We start from the raw sequence: 17,438 nt of genomic DNA on the forward strand, positions 1-17,438 counted from the left end.
CGTGAGTCTTACGGCAAAAACCTTCACGCCCAAGCAGGGGCAGTATCTGGCTTTTATCCACCTCTATACCCGCCTGCATCGCAGGCCCCCGGCCGAAACCGACATGCAGGAATATTTCCGCGTCAGCCCGCCGTCGGTTCACCAGATGGTGCTAACGCTGGAACGAGCTGGCCTCATCAGAAGGCAGCCAAGGACCCCTCGCAGCATCGAGGTCCTCGTTGATCCCAAAACCCTGCCGGAGCTAATCTAACTGCCGCTGCACGCAACCCGTCAAAATCACTGTGCAGAGCCACTAGCGCCGTGTCACTCGCAAGATGGCCCCACAATGATCTGAGCAAGCGCAATGCTGACCGGCGGAAGCCATAGCTCCGCCTGACATCAGCTGCCTTTCACGATCGACGGTTGTCGTAGTCATTTCGCATTGGAGATGTCGTGCTCCGGCAACTCTTGCGAGCCGGCAACGTATGAGCGTCTCGGGGCGGATGATCGTGAGGACCTCCAAAATCGACGGAAACCAGCGATACAGCTGGATCAAAAACCAGCGATCATGATTCGTGAGCCGAACGCGACCATGCAGCTTGCGTCTCAAGACCATCAGCTGATGTCGAAGCACGGCGTTCTCAGCCTCAAGCCGCAGCTTCGATTTGAGTGGCAAGCCCAGGGCGGCCAGAGCAAACAGAAGAGCCCGACGATTCCGCCAGCTTAGGCGATTCCATCACGTCATCAACTCGGATATGGTTTTCGGTACACACAGCGCTCGCGCTGCTTCTTGAATTCCTCGTCTACGTGGTCAAACCCTCAAGCGCCCGTAGCTCGCGCCGGAATGCCGGCTTGCTTCCATTTCCTTGCCAATGAAGGTGCCGATCCTGCTCGCGCCCGTGACCGGCGAACAGGGCGTCGAACCGGTCGGCATCGCCGCCACAGATATCGCATCGCAGCCTCGTCAGGGGTTCACAGCCACAGAATCTTCTTGCGGTACTTCAGGTCGGTCAGCAGCGGCTTCGCCGGCCCCTGATGGAACACTGCGCCGCGCTCCAGCACGAAGACGCGGTCGGCGAGCGCCAGCACCAGATCGAGATTGTGCTCGACGATCACGATGGAGATGTGCTGCCGGAGCCTTTCGAACACCTTGAACAGTTCGAGGATCACGACCGGCGCCAGCCCCTCGAAGGGTTCGTCGAGCAGCAACAGCTTGACATTGCCCGACATCGCGCGCGCGACGGCCACCATCTGCTGTTCGCCGCCGGAGAGATAATCTGCCGCAACGTCCATGCGCTCGCGCAGGGGCGGGAAATAGTCGAGGATCTGCGCCTCGTCCCATACTACGCCGTCGCTGCCGTCGGTCTTGCGGGCGAGACGACCGAGCGAGAGGTTTTCCCGCACCGTCATGCCCGCGAACAGGCCGCGGCCCTGCGGCACGTAGCCGATGCCGGCCCGCGCGATATCGGGCGCGGGCAGGCGGGAGATATCGGCGCCGGCATATTCGATGGCGCCCGATGACAGCGGCACGAGACCAGCGAGCGTCTTCAGTAGTGTCGATTTGCCGGCGCCGTTGCGGCCGAGGAGAGCTACGATCTCGCCCTCGCGCACGTCGAGCGTGGCGTCGTGCAGGATGTGGCTCTTGCCGTAGAAGGTGTTGACGCGCTCGAAGCGCAGGATCGGCGCTGCACTCGTCTTCGCGTAATCGTTGCTGAGATGCTCGACCTCGGGTACGCCGGTGCCGGTATAGATCTCCTGCACTCTCCGGTCGGCGCGCACGGCCTCGGGCGTGCCAGTCATCAGCACTTCGCCCTGGTTCATCACGGTGACCGTGCGGGAGAAGCCGAACACGCGGTCGATGTCATGCTCGACGATCAGGACGGGAATATTGGCGGCGATGTTTTTGACGAGGTTCGAGACGCGCTCGCGCTCCGCAGCGGCAAGGCCCGCCAGCGGTTCGTCCAGCAGCAGCACCTGCGGCTTGGAGCCGAGCGCGATGCCGAGATCGACCAGCCGCTGCCCGCCATAGGACAGCTCGCCACCATCGATGGTCTCGATACCCTCCAGCCCGAGGAATTTTATGAGCTCCGCCGTCTCGGCGTGGATGTGGCCGAAATGGTCGATGTCGCGCCAGAGATTGAAGCGCCCGGCGTTCTGCGCCTGCAGCGACAGGCGGAGGTTTTCGTAGATCGACAGGCCCTTGAACAAATTGGTGATCTGGAACGAGCGCGCCAGCCCCCGGTGGCAGGTCGCTTCCGACGGCACGCCCTGGATCTCGCGGCCGTTCAGCTTGATGGTGCCACCGTCGGGCGGATAGAGGCCGGAGACGAGATTGAACAGCGTGGTTTTTCCTGCGCCGTTCGGCCCGATCAAGGCGTGGATTTCGCCGGCGCTGACTTGCAGGCTCGCATTGGTCACCGCGCGAATGCCGCCGAAGGTTCTTGAGACGCCGCGCACGTCGAGCACAATGCCGTCGAGCCCTTTCGGCAGCAGGAAGGCCGGCAACGGCAGACCTTCGTAGATTTTGCGCCTGCTCATCGCAGCGGCTTCTTCCGGCGGCGGCCACCAGCGTTTTGCCAACGTCGCCCAGATGCCGACGAGGCCGCCCGGCGAATACAGCACGAAGGCGACGAAGACGAGGCCGAACCACAACAGCCAGTTCGACGTCCAGATCGAAAACAACTCGCGGAACAGGATGAAGAACAGCGCGCCGATCGCCGGCCCCAGCATGCTGCGCATGCCGCCGATCACGACGATCGCGAGCAGTTCGCCGGAGAAGGGCACCGAGACCGCCTCGGCGGAGACAAGGTAGTTCTGGAATCCAATCAGGCCGCCGGCGAAACCGGTGACCACGGCCGAGATCACGAACACGCCGAGCTTGTAGCGCTCGACCGGATAGCCCTGAAAAGTGGCGCGCAACTGGTTCTCGCGGATCGCCATCAGCACATGACCGAACGGCGAGCGCACGAGCCGCAGCAAAAGATAGAGCACGCCGAGGCAGAGCACCGAGACGAGGATGTAATAGTTCAACGCATTATCGAGGCTGAACGGGCCGATGCTGCCGCGCTTCAACCCGCCGAGACCGTCCTCGCCGCCGGTCACGGCCGTCCAGCGGAAGGCGATGGTGTAGGTCAGCGCCGACAAGGCCAGCGTCAGCAGCGAGAAATAGACGCCGCGCCGGCGCAGGATGATGAAGCCGACGAAGGTCGCGATGGCGGCGACGACGATGGCCGCCAGCGCGAGCGGCAGGAAGATATCGTTGTTGAACCAGTTGCGCTGGATCAGTCCCGCCGCATAGGCGCCGATGCCGAACCAGGCGCCGTGGCCGAACGAGACGAGGCCAGTATAGCCGATGCAGAGGTTAAGCCCCATCGCGGCGATGGCGAGCGCCACCACCATGGTGCCGGTGTTGAGCGAGAGGCCAAGCAGATACAGGCCGAACGGTAGCGCGATGACGGCGAGCGTGGCTGATAGCAGCTGATGATATTTGGTGAGGAACGCGCTTGTCATTCGAACTTCTCGATACGCTCGCCGAGCAGTCCGCGCGGCCGCACCAGCAGCACCAAAAACATCAGCACGTAGATCGATGCTTCACCGGCAGCCGGCGCGAAATGGATGGTGATGCCACGGACAACGCCAACCAGCATCGCCGCCAGCACTACCCCCCAAAAGCTGCCGAGGCCGCCGATGACGACGACGACAAAGGCGACCGTAATGATCTCGGCCCCCATGGCGGGATGCACGATCGTGATCGGCGCAAAGAACGCGCCGCCGAGGGCTGCCATGCCGACGCCGAGCATGACGATCGCGGTCATGTAGGGCTGTAGCCGGATGCCGAGTGCGGCAACCATGTCCGGCCGCTGGATGCCGGCACGTACCACGCGGCCGAACGAGGTCTTGTGCAGCAGCAGCCAGACGCCGACGAGGACGGCGGCGACGACGGCGAGGATCAGGAGGCGATAGCGCGAGAACAGGAAGTCGCCGAGGAAGACCGACCCACGAAGCGCCTGCGGTATGGCGGCCGATAACGGCGGCGCGCCCCAGATAATGCGGATCGCCTGTTCGGTGACCATGGCGAGCCCGAACGTCACCAGCAGGCTCAGGATCGGATCGGCGTCGTAGAAGCGGCGCAGGATGAAGCGCTCGAACAGAATGCCGAACAGCGCGACCGCAATCGGCGACAGCACCACCGCCGAACCGAAGCCGAGATATTTCGTAATCTCGACGGAGATGTAGGCGCCGAGCGCATAGAACGCGCCGTGCGCCAGATTGACGATGCCGCCGACGCTGAAGATCAGCGAGAGACCAAGCGCAATCAGGAGGTAATAGCCTCCGAGCACCAGGCCATTCACCACCTGCTCCAGCAGAAATCCGAATTGCATGTGCGATCCGCGAAGATAAAAAGGGACGGCGCCGGCTTTCAGTGCCGGCGCCGCAACGCCAGTGTGCCCGACGCCCGGATTCGGGCTCCTATGCCTTCATGTTGCAGGGATTTTGCGTCTTCGTCGGGTAGATCGATTCCAGCTTCGCGCCAGCGGCCGGCACGGCCTCGCCGAGCACGAGCATGTCCCACTTGTCCTTCATCTCGCCCTTCGGCTTCACTGTGAAGGGATAGGCTTCCTGGACGAGTTGGTGGTCCCAGGAGCGGAAATAGGCCTTGCGCGCCTTCATGATGTCGAACTGCGTCTGCTTCTCGAAATAGGCGATCAGCGCATCGCTCTCGGTCGATTTGGTCTCGGTGATCGCCTGCGCGATCATTTTCAGCGTGATGTATTCGATCCAGGCGTGGTTCTCCGGCGGCTTGCCGTATTTCTTGGTGAAGGCCTCGACGAAAGCCTTCGAGGCCGAATTTTCCAGCGTGTGATACCAGACCGTCGGCCAGGTGCCGCTGAGATTGCCTTCGCCCATCGCCCAGGCGTCGCCGGTGTTGAGGTTGAAACCGACCAGCGGGTAGGGGAGGCCGAATTCGGCATATTGCTTGACGAGGTTGGTGACCTGGTTGCCGGCGAGGTTGCAGCACACGACGTCGGGCTTGGCCTGCCGGACCTTTAGGAGATACGGGCTGAAGTCTGTGACGTCGGTCGCAATCAGCTCGTCGCCGATCAGGGTGGCGTCGTTGGCGCTGAAGAAGGCTTTCGCGGCCTTCAGGAGGTCGTGGCCGAAAATGTAGTCCGCCGTCAGCGTGACGAACTTCTTGCCCTTCACCATGCCCTTTTGCTTGAGCGCGGTGCCGACGGCGTTGACCATCACGGTATTGGGGATGTCGCAGTGGAAGGAGTAGCGGTTGCAATCCTTGCCGCGCAGCGCGTCGGAGCGCGCGCCGGTCGAGAAGAACACCTTCTTGTTGCGCTCGGCGACCTGCATGATGGTCAGCGACGAGGCGGAAGAGATTTCGCCGAACAGCAGCACCGCGCCGTCCTGCTCGATCATGCGCTGCGCCTTGGTAGACGCAGTCGCGGGATTGACCGAGTCTTCCGACATCAGGTCGATCTGTTTGCCTATGATGCCGCCGGACGCGTTGATTTCCTCCGCCGCCATCTTCACGCCGAGCTGGGCGTAGCTCCCGATCGCGCCGAGGAAGCCAGTCAGCGGCACCAGATGGCCGATCTTAATTCGCGCAGCCTGTGCGCTGAGGATGGACGGAGATCCGATCGCGGAGGCGCCGGCAAAGGCGGCGCCGACCTTCAACAGAGTACGTCGGCTGTAGCGGGTCACACTGCTCTCCTCCCGAGATACGTCGCGACGTTCTCCCTCCGATTGCCGGTTTTTGCGACAATGTGAGAGACGTTCTTTTATTGCTGTAAGATATTTCCGGACGCAATGGCTCCTGTCAACGCCAAATGCGTCGCAGCCGCATTCAACCCGTTCGGAGAGGATTTTAGCTGGATCGGATCAGGAGGATTTCGCCAGATCCCGCGCGCCGAATTCGGCCGACAGCCGGCCGGCGGCCGATTGCACCAGCTTGGCGCGGCTCTGCAGCACCTGGTCGGTCATGCGCCAGATCGGGCCGGAAATGCCGAGCGCGCCGATCACTTCGCCGGTGAAGTTATAGACCGGCACCGCGACGCAGCGGACTTCCGCGTTGAATTCGCCGTCGTCGAAGGCGATCGCACTGCGGCGGATTTCGGCGATATCGCGCAGCAGCACGGCGGGGTCCGTGATCGACTTTTTCGTCGACGGCTTCAGCTCGACCCGTTCGAGAAAGCGCTTCAACTGATCGGGGCGCAGCGAGGCCAGCATGATCTTGCCGAGCGCGGTGCAGTGCGCCGGCCGCACCACGCCGACGCGGTCGGTCAACTGGAACGCCCCTAGCCCGCTGGTACGGGCAATTACGACCACCGCGTCGCCCATGCGCACGGCAAAATGGCCGCTTTCGCCGGTCTCGCGCGACAGGTCTTCAAGGACCGGCGTCGCCAGATTCACCATCTCGATTTCGTCGAGCGCGCTTGCCGCCAGCGCAAACAGCGGCCGGCCGACGCGGTAGCGTTTTGAATCGCGCTCCTGCCTGAGATAGCCGAGCGAGACCAGCGTCTTGGCGAGGTGGAAGGTGGTGGAATTGTGCAGGCCCACCCGCTTGCTGAGGTCGGCAAGCCCGATGCCTTCGCGGTGACGCGCGACTTCCTCGATGATCGAAAAGGCGCGGCCCAGCGACTGCACACCGCCGCGCGCGCGCTCCTCGGCCTCGTCGTCGATATTGGGTTCGCTCGATGGCACCAGCCGGGCGATCGAGACTTTGCCAGTCGAAACCTTGCGCGATATTGCCTGCTTGTCGCTCGTCTTCGGCTTGGTGCGCGGTTTCACGGAATCAGCTCTCCAGGTGGGCGGGGCGAACTCTATCAGGCCGTCCTCGCCCGGCAACAGCGCCGCGCATCGGGCGAGGCGCAATCGGCACCATACCACAATAGCAATTGACGTACAGTATTATGAGAAATAGGTTCGGGCCCGTCGCCGGCCGCGCGAGCCAAGACGCGGAGGCGAATTCGTTGAGCTCAGGGAGAGAGTTAAATCGATGTCGCGTAACATGCTCAACGGCGCCCAGGTCATCGTCGACTATCTGATCCAGGAGAAGGTGCCGCAGGTGTTCGGCCTCTGCGGCCACGGCAACATCCAGTTCATCGACGCGCTCTACGAGCGCTCATCCGACATCAAGACCATCTCGGTGCACCACGAGAGCGTCGCCGGCTTCATGGCCGACGTGTACTACCGCGTGTCGGGGCAGCCGACGGCGACCTTCACCTCCTGCGGGCCCGGCTCGGCCAACCTGCCGATCTCGCTCGCTAATGCATTCCTCGACTCCGTTCCGTTCATGGCGGTGACCGGCAACGTGCCGACCAGCCAGTTCAACCGCGGCGCCTTCCAGGAGATGTACCGGCACTATCAGGCCGATTTTCCCTCCACCGTGCGCACGATGTGCAAGAAGGTGTTTCAGCCGACGCGCGGCGAGATGGTGCCGCTGGCGGTGCGGCAGGCCTGGAAGACCATGACGACGGGCCGGCCCGGTCCTGTCGTGCTCGACGTGCCCTTCGACGTATTCATGGAGTCGGCGGCCGAGGAGGCGCCGAACGCGATCGCCTGGAACGGCAACATATCGAGCCGCTGCGGCGCCGATCCGGATGGCGTGGTGAAAACCGTCGACATGCTGCTCGGCGCCGAGCGGCCGACCATCATCGTAGGCCAGGGCGTGCGCTACGGCGGCGCGGCGGAGGAACTCTTGAGGCTTGCCGAGCGCTTGCAGATTCCGGTCGCGGCGTCTGCCAGCGGCCTCGGCGCCATCGATTGCAACCATCCGCTGGCGCTGGGGCTGGTCGCGCGCGCCGGGCATTATCAGGCCAACCACGCGACGCGTCAGGCGGATGTCTTGCTGGCGATGGGGATGCGGTTCGACGACCGTACCTCGAGTTCGTGGATCCCCGGCTATTCCTTCACCATACCGCCAACGCGGTTGATCCATGTCGATATCGATCCCGAGGAGATCGGCCGCAATTATCCGGTCGCGCTCGGGCTGATGGCCGACGTGCGCACTTTTCTGCGGCAGGTGCACGCCGAACTCGATCGCCGCGCCGACCTCACCAAAAAGGCCGATGCGCGCAAGAGATGGCTTTCGCAGATCGATGGCTATCGGAAAGAGTGGGACAAGTTTGTCGCGCCCGGATTTTCCGACGACACCACGCCGATCAATCCGCAGCGCGCCGCGCTCGAGATCGACAAGGCGCTGCCGGAGGATGCCATCCTCGTCAGCGATATCGGCGTGCATCACAACTGGCTGCTCGGTTTCTGCAAGCCGAAGCGGCCGGATTCGCTGATCGGCTCGATGGGATTCGGCCCGATGGGCTTTGGCGTTGCCGGCGTGATGGGCGCGAAGTTTGCGGCTCCGCACCGGCCCTGCGTATCGGTCTGCGGCGACGGCGCGTTCTTCATGCACGCCAACGTGCTGGGAACGGCGGTCGAATATAATCTGCCCGTGGTCTGGGTGGTCTGGAACAATTACGCCTATGCCTCGATCCGCGGGCTGCAGCGCGGCTATCTCGGCGGCCGAGAGCTTGCGACTGATTTCCACGATCCCAACACCGGCGCGCGCTACAACCCGGATTTCGCCGCGATGGCGCGCTCCTGCGGTGTCGAAGGCGTGCGCGTCGATCGCGCCGGCGATCTCGGCGAGGCGATTCGCAAGGGAATCGCGGCGAACGAGCCCTATCTAATCGATGTCGATATCGCCGCCGATATCAATCCGGTCGGCGCAGGCGTCTGGGAATTGCCCGGACTCGGACAAAGCAAGGCCGGCATCGGCACGCGCTACCAGCCCGCCTGATCTCACGCGAGGAAATCCCATGTTGCTTGCAGGCAAGAAAGTCGTCGTCGTCGGTGGTTCCTCCGGCATTGGTCTGGCGACCGCCGAGATGGCGAAACGCGAAGGCGCTGACGTCATCCTTGCGTCGCGCAACGTGGAGCGGCTCGACAAGGCGGCGGAGAAGCTGAACGCGATCGCGATTCCCACCGACGTCACCAGCGATGACAGCGTCGCCAAACTGTTCCAGCGTTGCGGTCCGGTCGACCACGTCGTGGTCACGGCGGCCCAGCTCCGCACCGGCCCGTTCAAGACGGTGGCGATGGAAGATGTCCGCGCCACCATGGAAGGCAAGTTCTGGGGCGCCTGGCGGGTCGCGCAGCAGGCGGAGATCCGCCCCGGCGGATCACTGACGCTGGTGTCCGGTTTCCTCAGCGTTCGGCCACGGCCGAATTCGGCGATCGTCAGCGCCGCCAATGGCGCGCTGGAATCGCTGGCCCGGGCGCTGGCGCTCGAACTCGCGCCGGTGCGCGTCAACGCGGTCTCGCCCGGAATCATAGACACGCCGATCCGCGCCGCGATGCCGGAAGAGGCGCGGCGCGATATGCTGGCGAAAGCTGCGGCTTCGCTGCCGGTCGGCCGCGTCGGCGCGGCTGAGGACATCGCGCGGCAAATCCTCGGTTTCATGGCGAACGGTTTTGCGACCGGATCGACCGTCTATATCGATGGCGGGGCGCTCGTCATCTGATCGGCGGAGCAAGCATCATGGCTTCAGAAAACAACGGCGCGTTCATCCGCAACATCGCCGAAGTGCCGTGGCGGGAATTCCCCAATCATTTCGGTGGCGCGCTGTCAAAGCCGCTTGTCATGCCGGAGACCGCGGGCTCCCGTCACATCGACTACCGGATTTCGATGTACCAGCCGATGGCGCATGTCGCGCGCCACAAGCATCTCGTGCAGGAGCAGATCTATCATGTGCTCGAAGGCGAGGGACTGATGGAGATATCAGGCAAGAATCATGTGGTGCGCAAGCACGACTTCATCTTCCTGCCGCCCGGTGTCGAACACGCGATCTCGAATTCAGGTTTGGTCGATCTGGTGTTTCTGGTGATCACCTCGCCGGTCACTGACGACGGCAAGATCGTCTAATCTCTGCTGTACTCCCCAACCGCGTAGACGGGAGCATCATGCCGGTTTCCGACACATACGATGTCGTGGTCACTCGCGATGACCAGAATAACAACAACTTAGAAATGTTGACTGCGGCAGGGAAGCAGCGCCGCCGGTCGCGAGTTCCTACCGCATGTCGGCAAGTCTTGGGATTTTCCGTCCAACCAACCGTACGAATCGAGTGTTGCGCCTCCCCGCAACAAAGCTGAGACGCTAAACACAGGTTGAGCCACGGTTTCTGCCAGGACCGTGAGCCTGAAATGATATCCACGTTCGGTCGTGAGCTGATGCGGCTGGGCTGGATTGAAAATACTGATGGCACTTTATCGCACTCAAGGAAGACCGAAATGCCAAGCTTAACGCTTCTTAAAGTCCAAACAGGCAGACTCATGGTCAATTATTTCGAAAGGTTGACGTTTGATCATGCGGCATAAGTTAACTATCGGGAAAAAGCTTTTTCTCATTGTCCTGATCTTCGCGACCGTGCTGGCGTGCGTGACCAGCTATATGCTCTTGGACATGCGGTCGGGAATGTTTGAAGATCGCAAGACAAAGCTGCGCGCGCTGGTCGAGACAGCAGTCAATACTGTCAATCGCTACGGAGATCTTGCCGCCGCTGGTAAGATGCCATTGGAAGAAGCGCAGAAAACTGCATTGACTGTCCTCGCGGGCATGAACTTCGACGGCAAGAACTATTTTTTCGTGTTCGACCGCAAAGGCATCATGAAGATGCATCCTTCGCGAAAGGATAACATCGGCCAGAACATGCTTGAGATGAACGACGATCAGACCCGGGCAAACTACAGTGGTTACCTGGAAGCAGCCAACAAATCTGCGTCGCTGGAGGGATTCTCCCAGTTTCTGGGAAGGCGGCCGGGCTCAACGGTGAACGATACTCCGAAGCTCTTCTTGAGCGCGGTCGATAAGCATTGGGACTGGGTCGTCACCACCGGCATCTTCATCGACGATGTCAACGCCATATTCCTCAACCGGGCCTTTTGGGTTCTCGGCACTCTCGGCGCAGGTCTATCGCTGAGCCTGGTCATAACGATCCTGTTGGGACGCTCCATAACGCGCCCTTTGAACCGGACCGTAGTGGCCCTTGAGGAGCTCAGCGCCGGAAAGTTCGACACCGAAGTGTCGAGCGACGGAAGCAAGACGGAAATCGGGCGGCTCAACCGTGCCTTTGTCCAGTTTCGTGAGAAGATGAAGGAAACCGAAGCGCTGAGAGCGAGCCAAGCGAACGCCGAAAAATTGGCTGAGCTAGAGCGCCGTAACGCAATGCTGCGCTTTGCTGACGACTTTGAAACTGCTGTGGGGTCGCTCGTCGACGCCCTGTTTACAGAAATTGAGCAAACGTCTCAAACTGTGACACAGCTCTCGAAGAGTGCCAGGGATTCGGCGGCGGGAACAGAACGTATGAACAGCGCGGCTTCATCGGTCTCGGAAAACATCCAGACAGTAGCGGCGGCCTCCCAAGAACTTGCGGCCTCGATTAATGAAATCGGACGCCAGATTCACCTGACCCGTGACATTGCGCAGGAAACAAGAACTCGCTCTTCTGAGACGGAGCGGCGAGTGGCGGCATTGTCAGACAGCGTGCAAGCAATAGGGACGATTATTGAGATCATCAACTCAATCGCGGAACAAACTAACCTTCTCGCTCTCAACGCAACCATTGAGGCCGCTCGCGCGGGAGAAGCAGGCCGAGGTTTCTCGGTGGTTGCCTCCGAAGTGAAGGCACTGGCAACTCAAACCACGAAGGCGACAGAAGACATCAGTAAGAATATCGAAAAGGTCCGCGCCGCTACCACTGAAGCAGTGGACGCGGTTCGCGCAATTTCAGCTTCCATCAATGGACTGGATGAGTCCGCGAGCACAATAGCTGCCGCCGTCGAAGAGCAAAATGCCGCGACCTCCGAAATCAGTCGGAATACCACAGTAACTGCCGAGCAGACCGTTGCGATAACGGGGACGATTGCAGACGTGGCTTGTTCAGTGAACGGCACAGATCATTCGGCTCGTGAAGTAGAGCAACATTCTACTGCAATACGCGGCAGGTTCGAAGACATGCGTCGCGAGGTCAACGCCTTCCTCGGACGAATTCGAGCCGCCTAACGGCCCGTAGCTCTCATCGCGAATTCTTGACACGCGCTTCCGGAGCGCCGCACGCATGCTGATGAAATCTGCGACGAAGGCGCTGGCCGGCCTCCCGAAGGTCGTCACTTGCGCCGATAACGCCGAAAACCATAATCAGGTGGTGTATCTGCAAGCAGAAGGCCAAGAATACTTCTCTCCACCAATTGAACATGTGGCGCTCGGGCCGCCTTCAGGCGGTCAACAGAATAGGGGACGCGTTAGCGGCCTTATGGCCGATTTGAGCGGCCCAATTTCCTAAAGCACCAGCCTTTGCCTAGCTTGCCGGGGATACTTGCCGAGACAATTAGCTGCCGGCAAAGCCCTTGCCGGTGTGTGTACCGAAAACCTCGTCCGAGTTGATGACGTGACGGAATCACCTAAGCTGGCGGGATGATCGGGCTTCTGTATTTCGTCCTGGCCGTCTTGGTCTCGCCATTCAAGTCAAAGATGAGGCTTGAGGCTGAGAACGCGGCACTTCGACATCAGTTGATTATCTTGCGGCGCAGGTTGCCCGGCCGTATCCAGTTCGCGAACAGTGATCGCTGGTTCTTTGTCCGGCTGTATCGTTGGTTCCCGTCTATTCTTCAGGTTCTTACCATCATCCGGCCCGAGACGCTCGTGCGGTGGCATCGGGCCGGGTTTCGCCGCTACTGGCGTTGGAAATCGCGCTCACTCGGAGGGCGGCCGCCGATCGCGGTGGGGCTGCGCGCGTTGATCCGGCAGATGAGCGTCGAGAACCCACTTTGGGGCGCGCCGCGCCTCCACAGCGAACTTCTCAAACTCGGGTTTGAGGTCGCTCAATCAAGCGTTGCCAAATATATGGTCAGGCGGCGAGCACCGTCCCATCAGGGATGGCGGATCTTCTTGCGTAATCACGCACCGGACATTGCCGCCATGGATTTGTTCGTTGTTCCGACCGTAGGCTTCGATCTGCTCTATGCTTTCGTCATCGTCCGACTGGACCGCAGAAACCTGGTCTGGGTCAACGTCACAAGGAATCCGACGGCCGAATGGGTTGCCCGCCAAATCACCGAGGCATTTCCTTGGGACGAGGCGCCGGGCTACATGATCCGAGACCGGGATTGCATTTATGGCACTATCGTCACACGCCGATTGCGGGCCATGGGAATTCGGGACAAGCCGACCGCACCAGCCTCGCCCTGGCAGAATGGTTTTGCCGAACGGTTGATCGGATCGATTCGCCGCGAGTGCTTGGATCACATCATCGTTTTTGGTGAGACGCATCTACGCCAAATTTTGCGATCTTACGCACGCTATTACAATGACATCAGAACACATCGGTCGTTGGACAAAGATGCGCCGGTCTCGCGCCCGGTTCACCGGACCGGAAGCATCAAATCGCTCCCCATACTCGGCGGACTACATCACCATTATGCGCGGGTTTAGGTTTTCGGTACCCACAGCCCTTGGTGTCTGCATTTGTCGTACATCAAGCCGCATTGGCCCTACATTGCGCCTGCGCCGTACAACAATCTGTATGGTTCAGATGATGTCTTGCCGGCCGTTCGCTCTGAGGCAGAGCGCCACGATCCGCATCCGATCTTCGGCGCCTTCATGGAATTGCGCGCGTCGAAGGCATTCTCGCGTGATGAGGTGCGTAACGAAGTTGTGCCCGTCTACATGGGGCTCATCAAACAAATTGATGATCAGCTAGGCCGACTCTTCGAGTTTATGGAAGAGAAAAGTCTTTTCGACAACACCATGGTCGTGTTCACATCCGATCACGGTGATTGCCTTGGCGATCATTGGATGGGCGAGAAGGATCTCTTCCATGACCCCATCGGTGAAGGTGCCGTTGATCATCTACGATCCGTGTCCTGATGCGGATAGAGCTCGTGGATCGGTGTGCGAAGCTCTCGTGGAAACGATCGACCTGGCGCCCACGTTCCTCGATGCATTGCGCGCCGATTCGCAGGAACAGTCGCATCGCCTCGAAGGTTGTTCGTTGATTCCACATCTACGCGGCGAGACGCCAGCATCTTGGCGTTCCCACGCATTCAGTGAATACGACTATTCGATGCTGCCGGTTGCGGCGAAGCTCGGCATTGCGCCGCGCAACGCGCGACTGTTCATGGTTACCGACGGGCGCTGGAAGTGCGTGCAACCGGTGGGTTTCCGGCCGCTGCTCTATGATCTGGCAACAGATCCCAACGAGTTTCTCGACCTTGGCCAAGATCCTGCCTTCGAGAGCGAGCGACGACGGCTTGTCGCTGCGTTGGGCGAGTGGGGTCTTCGGCCATCTCAACGGACGACGCGCTCGGAGCGGCAGATAATTGAGGCCCGCGGGCGAGGGCAGCGCAAAGGCATTCTCGTAGGTGTTTGGGACGAAACCGAGCTTCCCGCGGAGCTTTGGACTAAGTACCTCGGCCAGGGTGGGGGCTAATTGAAGAAACCGGCGATACAATTGATGACGGCTTGGCGCAGGTTGATCAGGTGGATTCGAGGCGACGGTTACCGCCCTGAGAGGCATTACATGCGAGGCGTGGGCCCCAAATCTAAGAAACAGGCCCGGAGTGCCAACGACGGATCATGTGGCCGACCACAGCCCACATCAAATGCTTCGATCTCCCGGAGAACTACCAACCTCCAGTTCTCCCAGACAGGTCGTGTTTACGAACCACAGGAAAAGTGTGCGAGAAATGGACGCTTACAGGCCGGTCGCCGGTGGCTGCGGCGTTCCAACCGACGCCGGTTTGATGGCGCAACTCTCGAAGCGTAGTTGGATCGCGCACAAAAGGCGGTTTTGCCAGAGAAAACGCCTCGACATTCCGTCGTGCATCCAAAGGTCTTAGTTCCTCGACGTATCTCGTAGCGGGATATCCCAGCCGATCCGCTCCGACGGCTTGCCCCTCATTTGGAAACTATCGCCAAGCTATTGAAATCGCTAGAAGGGTTTCTGGAGCATTTTTTCCAAATGCCTTTTGAAATCATTGAATAATCAAGCTGATTTTGATTCCGCCATTCGGAGGTTCGATCCCTCCCGCCCCAGCCAGTTGATATCACTCAGCAATCGCGCTTTGTTCAGGGCCTTCATTCTAAACCGGTTTCAGCTGCGTATCCTGAACATCTCTCGCCATTCCGTTCGCCAGCCTGTGCGCGTGCCCTTGCCCTTGCGGGTTGCTGTGAGCACGCGCCTCTCGGCGCGCTTCGCCTGGCCGATATAGCTCTGCTGTTTTCGGTGTGCTGACAGCGCTCGACCCTGTCCGTCGGTCAGCTCTGCTTCCTCCAGCTCGGTCATGCCGCCGTGCCGGCAGGCATCGAAGGTGAAGTGCGAGGGCAATCCCAGCTTCAGAGGACCACGGGAGCGCCGCGAGTTGCCCAGACCGTAGAGGGCTCCAGGCCCGACTCACCTTGTGCATTGACGTTGAGAAGCTTCCGAGCCGCTATGCCGCGGTCCGATCTTCCTCGTCGCGCCCACATGACGACCTTCAGGGTGTCGCCGAGCAGCGGACGTTGCGGCGCCACAACTGGTTCGCTTCGTCTCAAACAGCGACGACAAGAATAGGAGCAGGTCTCCATTGGGTCGGCTGCGTCAAGAAGTTCTGCAGTCCTGTCCTCACCTGATTTGTCTGCGCCTCATATTCGTGGGCAGCTGAGGACGTCATCCCGCGCACGTGTTGCTGCACAACGGATCGGTCACGCCTATGCGACATAGACCTTGTCGATCGAGCACCATCCTTTCGTGTTGACTAGATGGTTAACTGGAAATAGGCTGATCTCATCACTGAGCGGGCATTGGTCCCGCGACGTAACGAATGTGCGGTTAGGCGTTTCGGAGCTTGGGGACAACGAACTTTCGCGGAGCTCAGGCTCGCCAGCGCTGTAATTGAGGGCTAAAGGAGAACTGCATGGCTACGGCAAGGCACGCTCGCCCAAAGGAGCTGGAAACGGCTTCACTGGAGCAGATCATGGATCGCTATGTCGCGCGTTTCGCCGACAGGCGCGCTGATTGGGCGGCATTCGAGGACGCAAAGGTCGAGGGATTCAAGCGCGCGCAGCATCGCTTCATCGGAGCCGGTGGTTCCGGTAAGCACAACGACATCGCGGCGATCCCTCCGGGAAATTTCACGCTCTCGATCATGTTTGTGCCGCCCGGCCAAGGCAATGCCGCGCACACCCATGAGGTCGAGGAAGTCTTCTTCGTTCTGAAGGGCCATCTCGATGTTTTCGTGCAGGACGAGGATGGCCGCAAGATCACGAAGCGGTTGGGACCCTGGGAATGCATTTCGTGCCCGGCGGGCGTCATTCACGGGTACGAGAACAACAGCCTGGAGCCGGTCTATTTTCAGGTGATGCTCGGCCGTGCCAGGCCGGAAACGATGGGCTATGCGGACGACGAACTCTACAAACGCCGTGATGATCATTTGAAGGCCTGAGTGGTTGCGCTCACCTTTCGGGAGCCGAAGGCTTCGGCGGTCACCCAGCGCGAAGGCTTCGCTTTAAAAAGCGTAGCCTCCGGTGTGTCTTAGAGTGGTACGGAGCGGGCCGGCGATCATACCAGTATCAGGCCGGCCCGTTTCTTTATCGCCTGTATCAGGCTGAACGGCGCGAGCATTGACGTCTTCGGATTGGACGGCAATGTCGTCGAGCGGATCGTCGTCGAGATTTCGCCGAACGCTCCACGCGCCACGAACGAGTGGGTATTTCCGTCGGCTGCAGGATCGACGATCAAGCGGACTTTTGTTTTCTCAAAGCCGAGTCCCGCTAGCGCCAACGCTGCGACGACGTTGGCATTCTGCGGAAACTGCAAAGCGGTTGTGCGTGCATCGGTCTCGAGAAATGTCTCTGCCGACGTAACCGAGGCGAGCGCAATCATGTTCTCCGCGGGCGTCCCTCTCCAAGCGGCCGGAGCTTTGCGACCGGAATATTCTACTGAATCGAGCCCGGCCTCGCGCGCGGCGCTGAGCGCCTCGATGCCACCGAGCGCGCCGCCTGGGATCAACAATCGGCCGCCGCCGGCCGTGGCGCGCCGCAGCGCCTGTTCGAGCGCTGGATCGGCGAGCGCTCCGACCGAGGCAACAAGAAGGTCGGTCCCGCTGCGGATCACGGCTTCGCCGGAATCCCTGAGCGCCTGATGCCCCGCGCATTCAACTACCAACTCAGGCTTCGTCGACAGCAGCGCTTCGATGCTGTCGACGAGTGGCGCAGGGCAGCTCACCGGCCGCGGAACCGAGAACACCGCGCAGATTTCGATCGAAGGGTCAGCGTGCAAATGCTCGATGACAAAACGTCCGATCGCTCCGTAACCGATGACTGCGATTTTCAAGAAGTTGTCCCAATCCAGCGAGCTATAGCCCGCTGATGTTGACTGTATAGTCAACATAATGTCAAGCTTTGGCGATGC

15 protein-coding genes and 1 pseudogene are annotated in these 17,438 nt (G+C 60.6%); 10 read left to right on the forward strand and 6 right to left on the reverse strand.

The genetic code is table 11. The features are described 5' to 3' along the window. Position 1: 1 nt before the first annotated feature. Positions 2 to 250 (forward strand): LexA family protein, encoded by a 249-nt coding sequence (locus J6497_RS05530; protein ID WP_225703238.1) that lies wholly within the window; start codon positions 2 to 4, stop codon positions 248 to 250. Between the two features lie 701 nt (positions 251 to 951). On the opposite strand, the gene J6497_RS05535 is transcribed toward J6497_RS05530, so the two are convergent. From J6497_RS05535 to J6497_RS05550, 4 genes are all read right to left on the reverse strand, one after another. Continuing rightward, positions 952 to 3,489 carry a branched-chain amino acid ABC transporter ATP-binding protein/permease gene (locus tag J6497_RS05535; protein WP_225703239.1) on the reverse strand — a complete coding sequence of 846 codons (2,538 nt, stop codon included), beginning with the start codon at positions 3,487 to 3,489 and terminating at the stop codon, positions 952 to 954. Next, positions 3,486 to 4,361 (reverse strand): branched-chain amino acid ABC transporter permease, encoded by an 876-nt coding sequence (locus J6497_RS05540; protein ID WP_225703240.1) that lies wholly within the window; start codon positions 4,359 to 4,361, stop codon positions 3,486 to 3,488. Before J6497_RS05540 ends, J6497_RS05535 begins: the two co-directional genes overlap by 4 nt. Positions 4,362 to 4,449: 88 nt before the next feature. Next, positions 4,450 to 5,694, reverse strand: coding sequence for an ABC transporter substrate-binding protein (locus tag J6497_RS05545; protein WP_225703241.1), 1,245 nt, complete (start codon positions 5,692 to 5,694; stop codon positions 4,450 to 4,452). A gap of 177 nt (positions 5,695 to 5,871) precedes the next feature. After that, positions 5,872 to 6,780 (reverse strand): IclR family transcriptional regulator, encoded by a 909-nt coding sequence (locus J6497_RS05550; protein ID WP_225703242.1) that lies wholly within the window; start codon positions 6,778 to 6,780, stop codon positions 5,872 to 5,874. A gap of 208 nt (positions 6,781 to 6,988) precedes the next feature. On the opposite strand from J6497_RS05550, the gene J6497_RS05555 reads away from it, so the two are divergent. The 8 genes and pseudogenes from J6497_RS05555 to J6497_RS05590 all read left to right on the forward strand — a co-directional run bounded on the left by J6497_RS05555 (position 6,989) and on the right by J6497_RS05590 (position 14,477). Continuing rightward, positions 6,989 to 8,788 (forward strand): thiamine pyrophosphate-binding protein, encoded by a 1,800-nt coding sequence (locus tag J6497_RS05555; RefSeq protein ID WP_225703243.1) that lies wholly within the window; start codon positions 6,989 to 6,991, stop codon positions 8,786 to 8,788. 19 nt (positions 8,789 to 8,807) lie between these two features. Then, a complete protein-coding gene (locus tag J6497_RS05560; protein ID WP_225703244.1) occupies positions 8,808 to 9,512 on the forward strand; it encodes an SDR family oxidoreductase in 705 nt (234 codons plus the stop codon). 17 nt (positions 9,513 to 9,529) lie between these two features. Continuing rightward, a complete protein-coding gene (locus tag J6497_RS05565) occupies positions 9,530 to 9,913 on the forward strand; it encodes a cupin domain-containing protein (RefSeq protein WP_225703245.1) in 384 nt (127 codons plus the stop codon). 444 nt (positions 9,914 to 10,357) lie between these two features. After that, complete coding sequence (locus J6497_RS05570) at positions 10,358 to 12,052, forward strand: methyl-accepting chemotaxis protein (protein ID WP_225703246.1); 1,695 nt, start codon at positions 10,358 to 10,360, stop codon at positions 12,050 to 12,052. 55 nt (positions 12,053 to 12,107) lie between these two features. Further along, positions 12,108 to 12,332, forward strand: coding sequence for a hypothetical protein (locus tag J6497_RS05575; RefSeq protein ID WP_225703247.1), 225 nt, complete (start codon positions 12,108 to 12,110; stop codon positions 12,330 to 12,332). 131 nt (positions 12,333 to 12,463) lie between these two features. Continuing rightward, positions 12,464 to 13,480: an integrase core domain-containing protein gene (locus J6497_RS05580; protein ID WP_225703248.1), complete on the forward strand. Its 1,017-nt coding sequence runs from the start codon at positions 12,464 to 12,466 to the stop codon at positions 13,478 to 13,480. A gap of 24 nt (positions 13,481 to 13,504) precedes the next feature. Further along, positions 13,505 to 13,915 (forward strand): annotated as a pseudogene (locus tag J6497_RS05585) (sulfatase-like hydrolase/transferase); the annotation flags it as partial. After that, positions 13,866 to 14,477 (forward strand): sulfatase/phosphatase domain-containing protein, encoded by a 612-nt coding sequence (locus J6497_RS05590; protein ID WP_225703249.1) that lies wholly within the window; start codon positions 13,866 to 13,868, stop codon positions 14,475 to 14,477. The pseudogene J6497_RS05585 and the gene J6497_RS05590, both read left to right, overlap by 50 nt. A gap of 663 nt (positions 14,478 to 15,140) precedes the next feature. Here the strand turns inward: J6497_RS05590 and J6497_RS05595 are convergent. Further along, positions 15,141 to 15,332 (reverse strand): hypothetical protein, encoded by a 192-nt coding sequence (locus J6497_RS05595; RefSeq protein ID WP_225703250.1) that lies wholly within the window; start codon positions 15,330 to 15,332, stop codon positions 15,141 to 15,143. A 610-nt stretch (positions 15,333 to 15,942) separates the two neighbouring features. On the opposite strand from J6497_RS05595, the gene J6497_RS05600 reads away from it, so the two are divergent. Continuing rightward, positions 15,943 to 16,470 (forward strand): cupin domain-containing protein, encoded by a 528-nt coding sequence (locus J6497_RS05600; protein WP_225703251.1) that lies wholly within the window; start codon positions 15,943 to 15,945, stop codon positions 16,468 to 16,470. Positions 16,471 to 16,586: 116 nt separating this feature from the next. Here J6497_RS05600 and J6497_RS05605 read toward each other — a convergent pair whose 3' ends face one another. Continuing rightward, positions 16,587 to 17,360: an aspartate dehydrogenase gene (locus J6497_RS05605; protein ID WP_225703252.1), complete on the reverse strand. Its 774-nt coding sequence runs from the start codon at positions 17,358 to 17,360 to the stop codon at positions 16,587 to 16,589. Between the last annotated feature and the right edge of the window lie 78 nt (positions 17,361 to 17,438).

It is taken from the genome of Bradyrhizobium cenepequi (assembly GCF_020329485.1).
Taxonomy (GTDB): Bacteria; Pseudomonadota; Alphaproteobacteria; order Rhizobiales; family Xanthobacteraceae; genus Bradyrhizobium; species Bradyrhizobium cenepequi.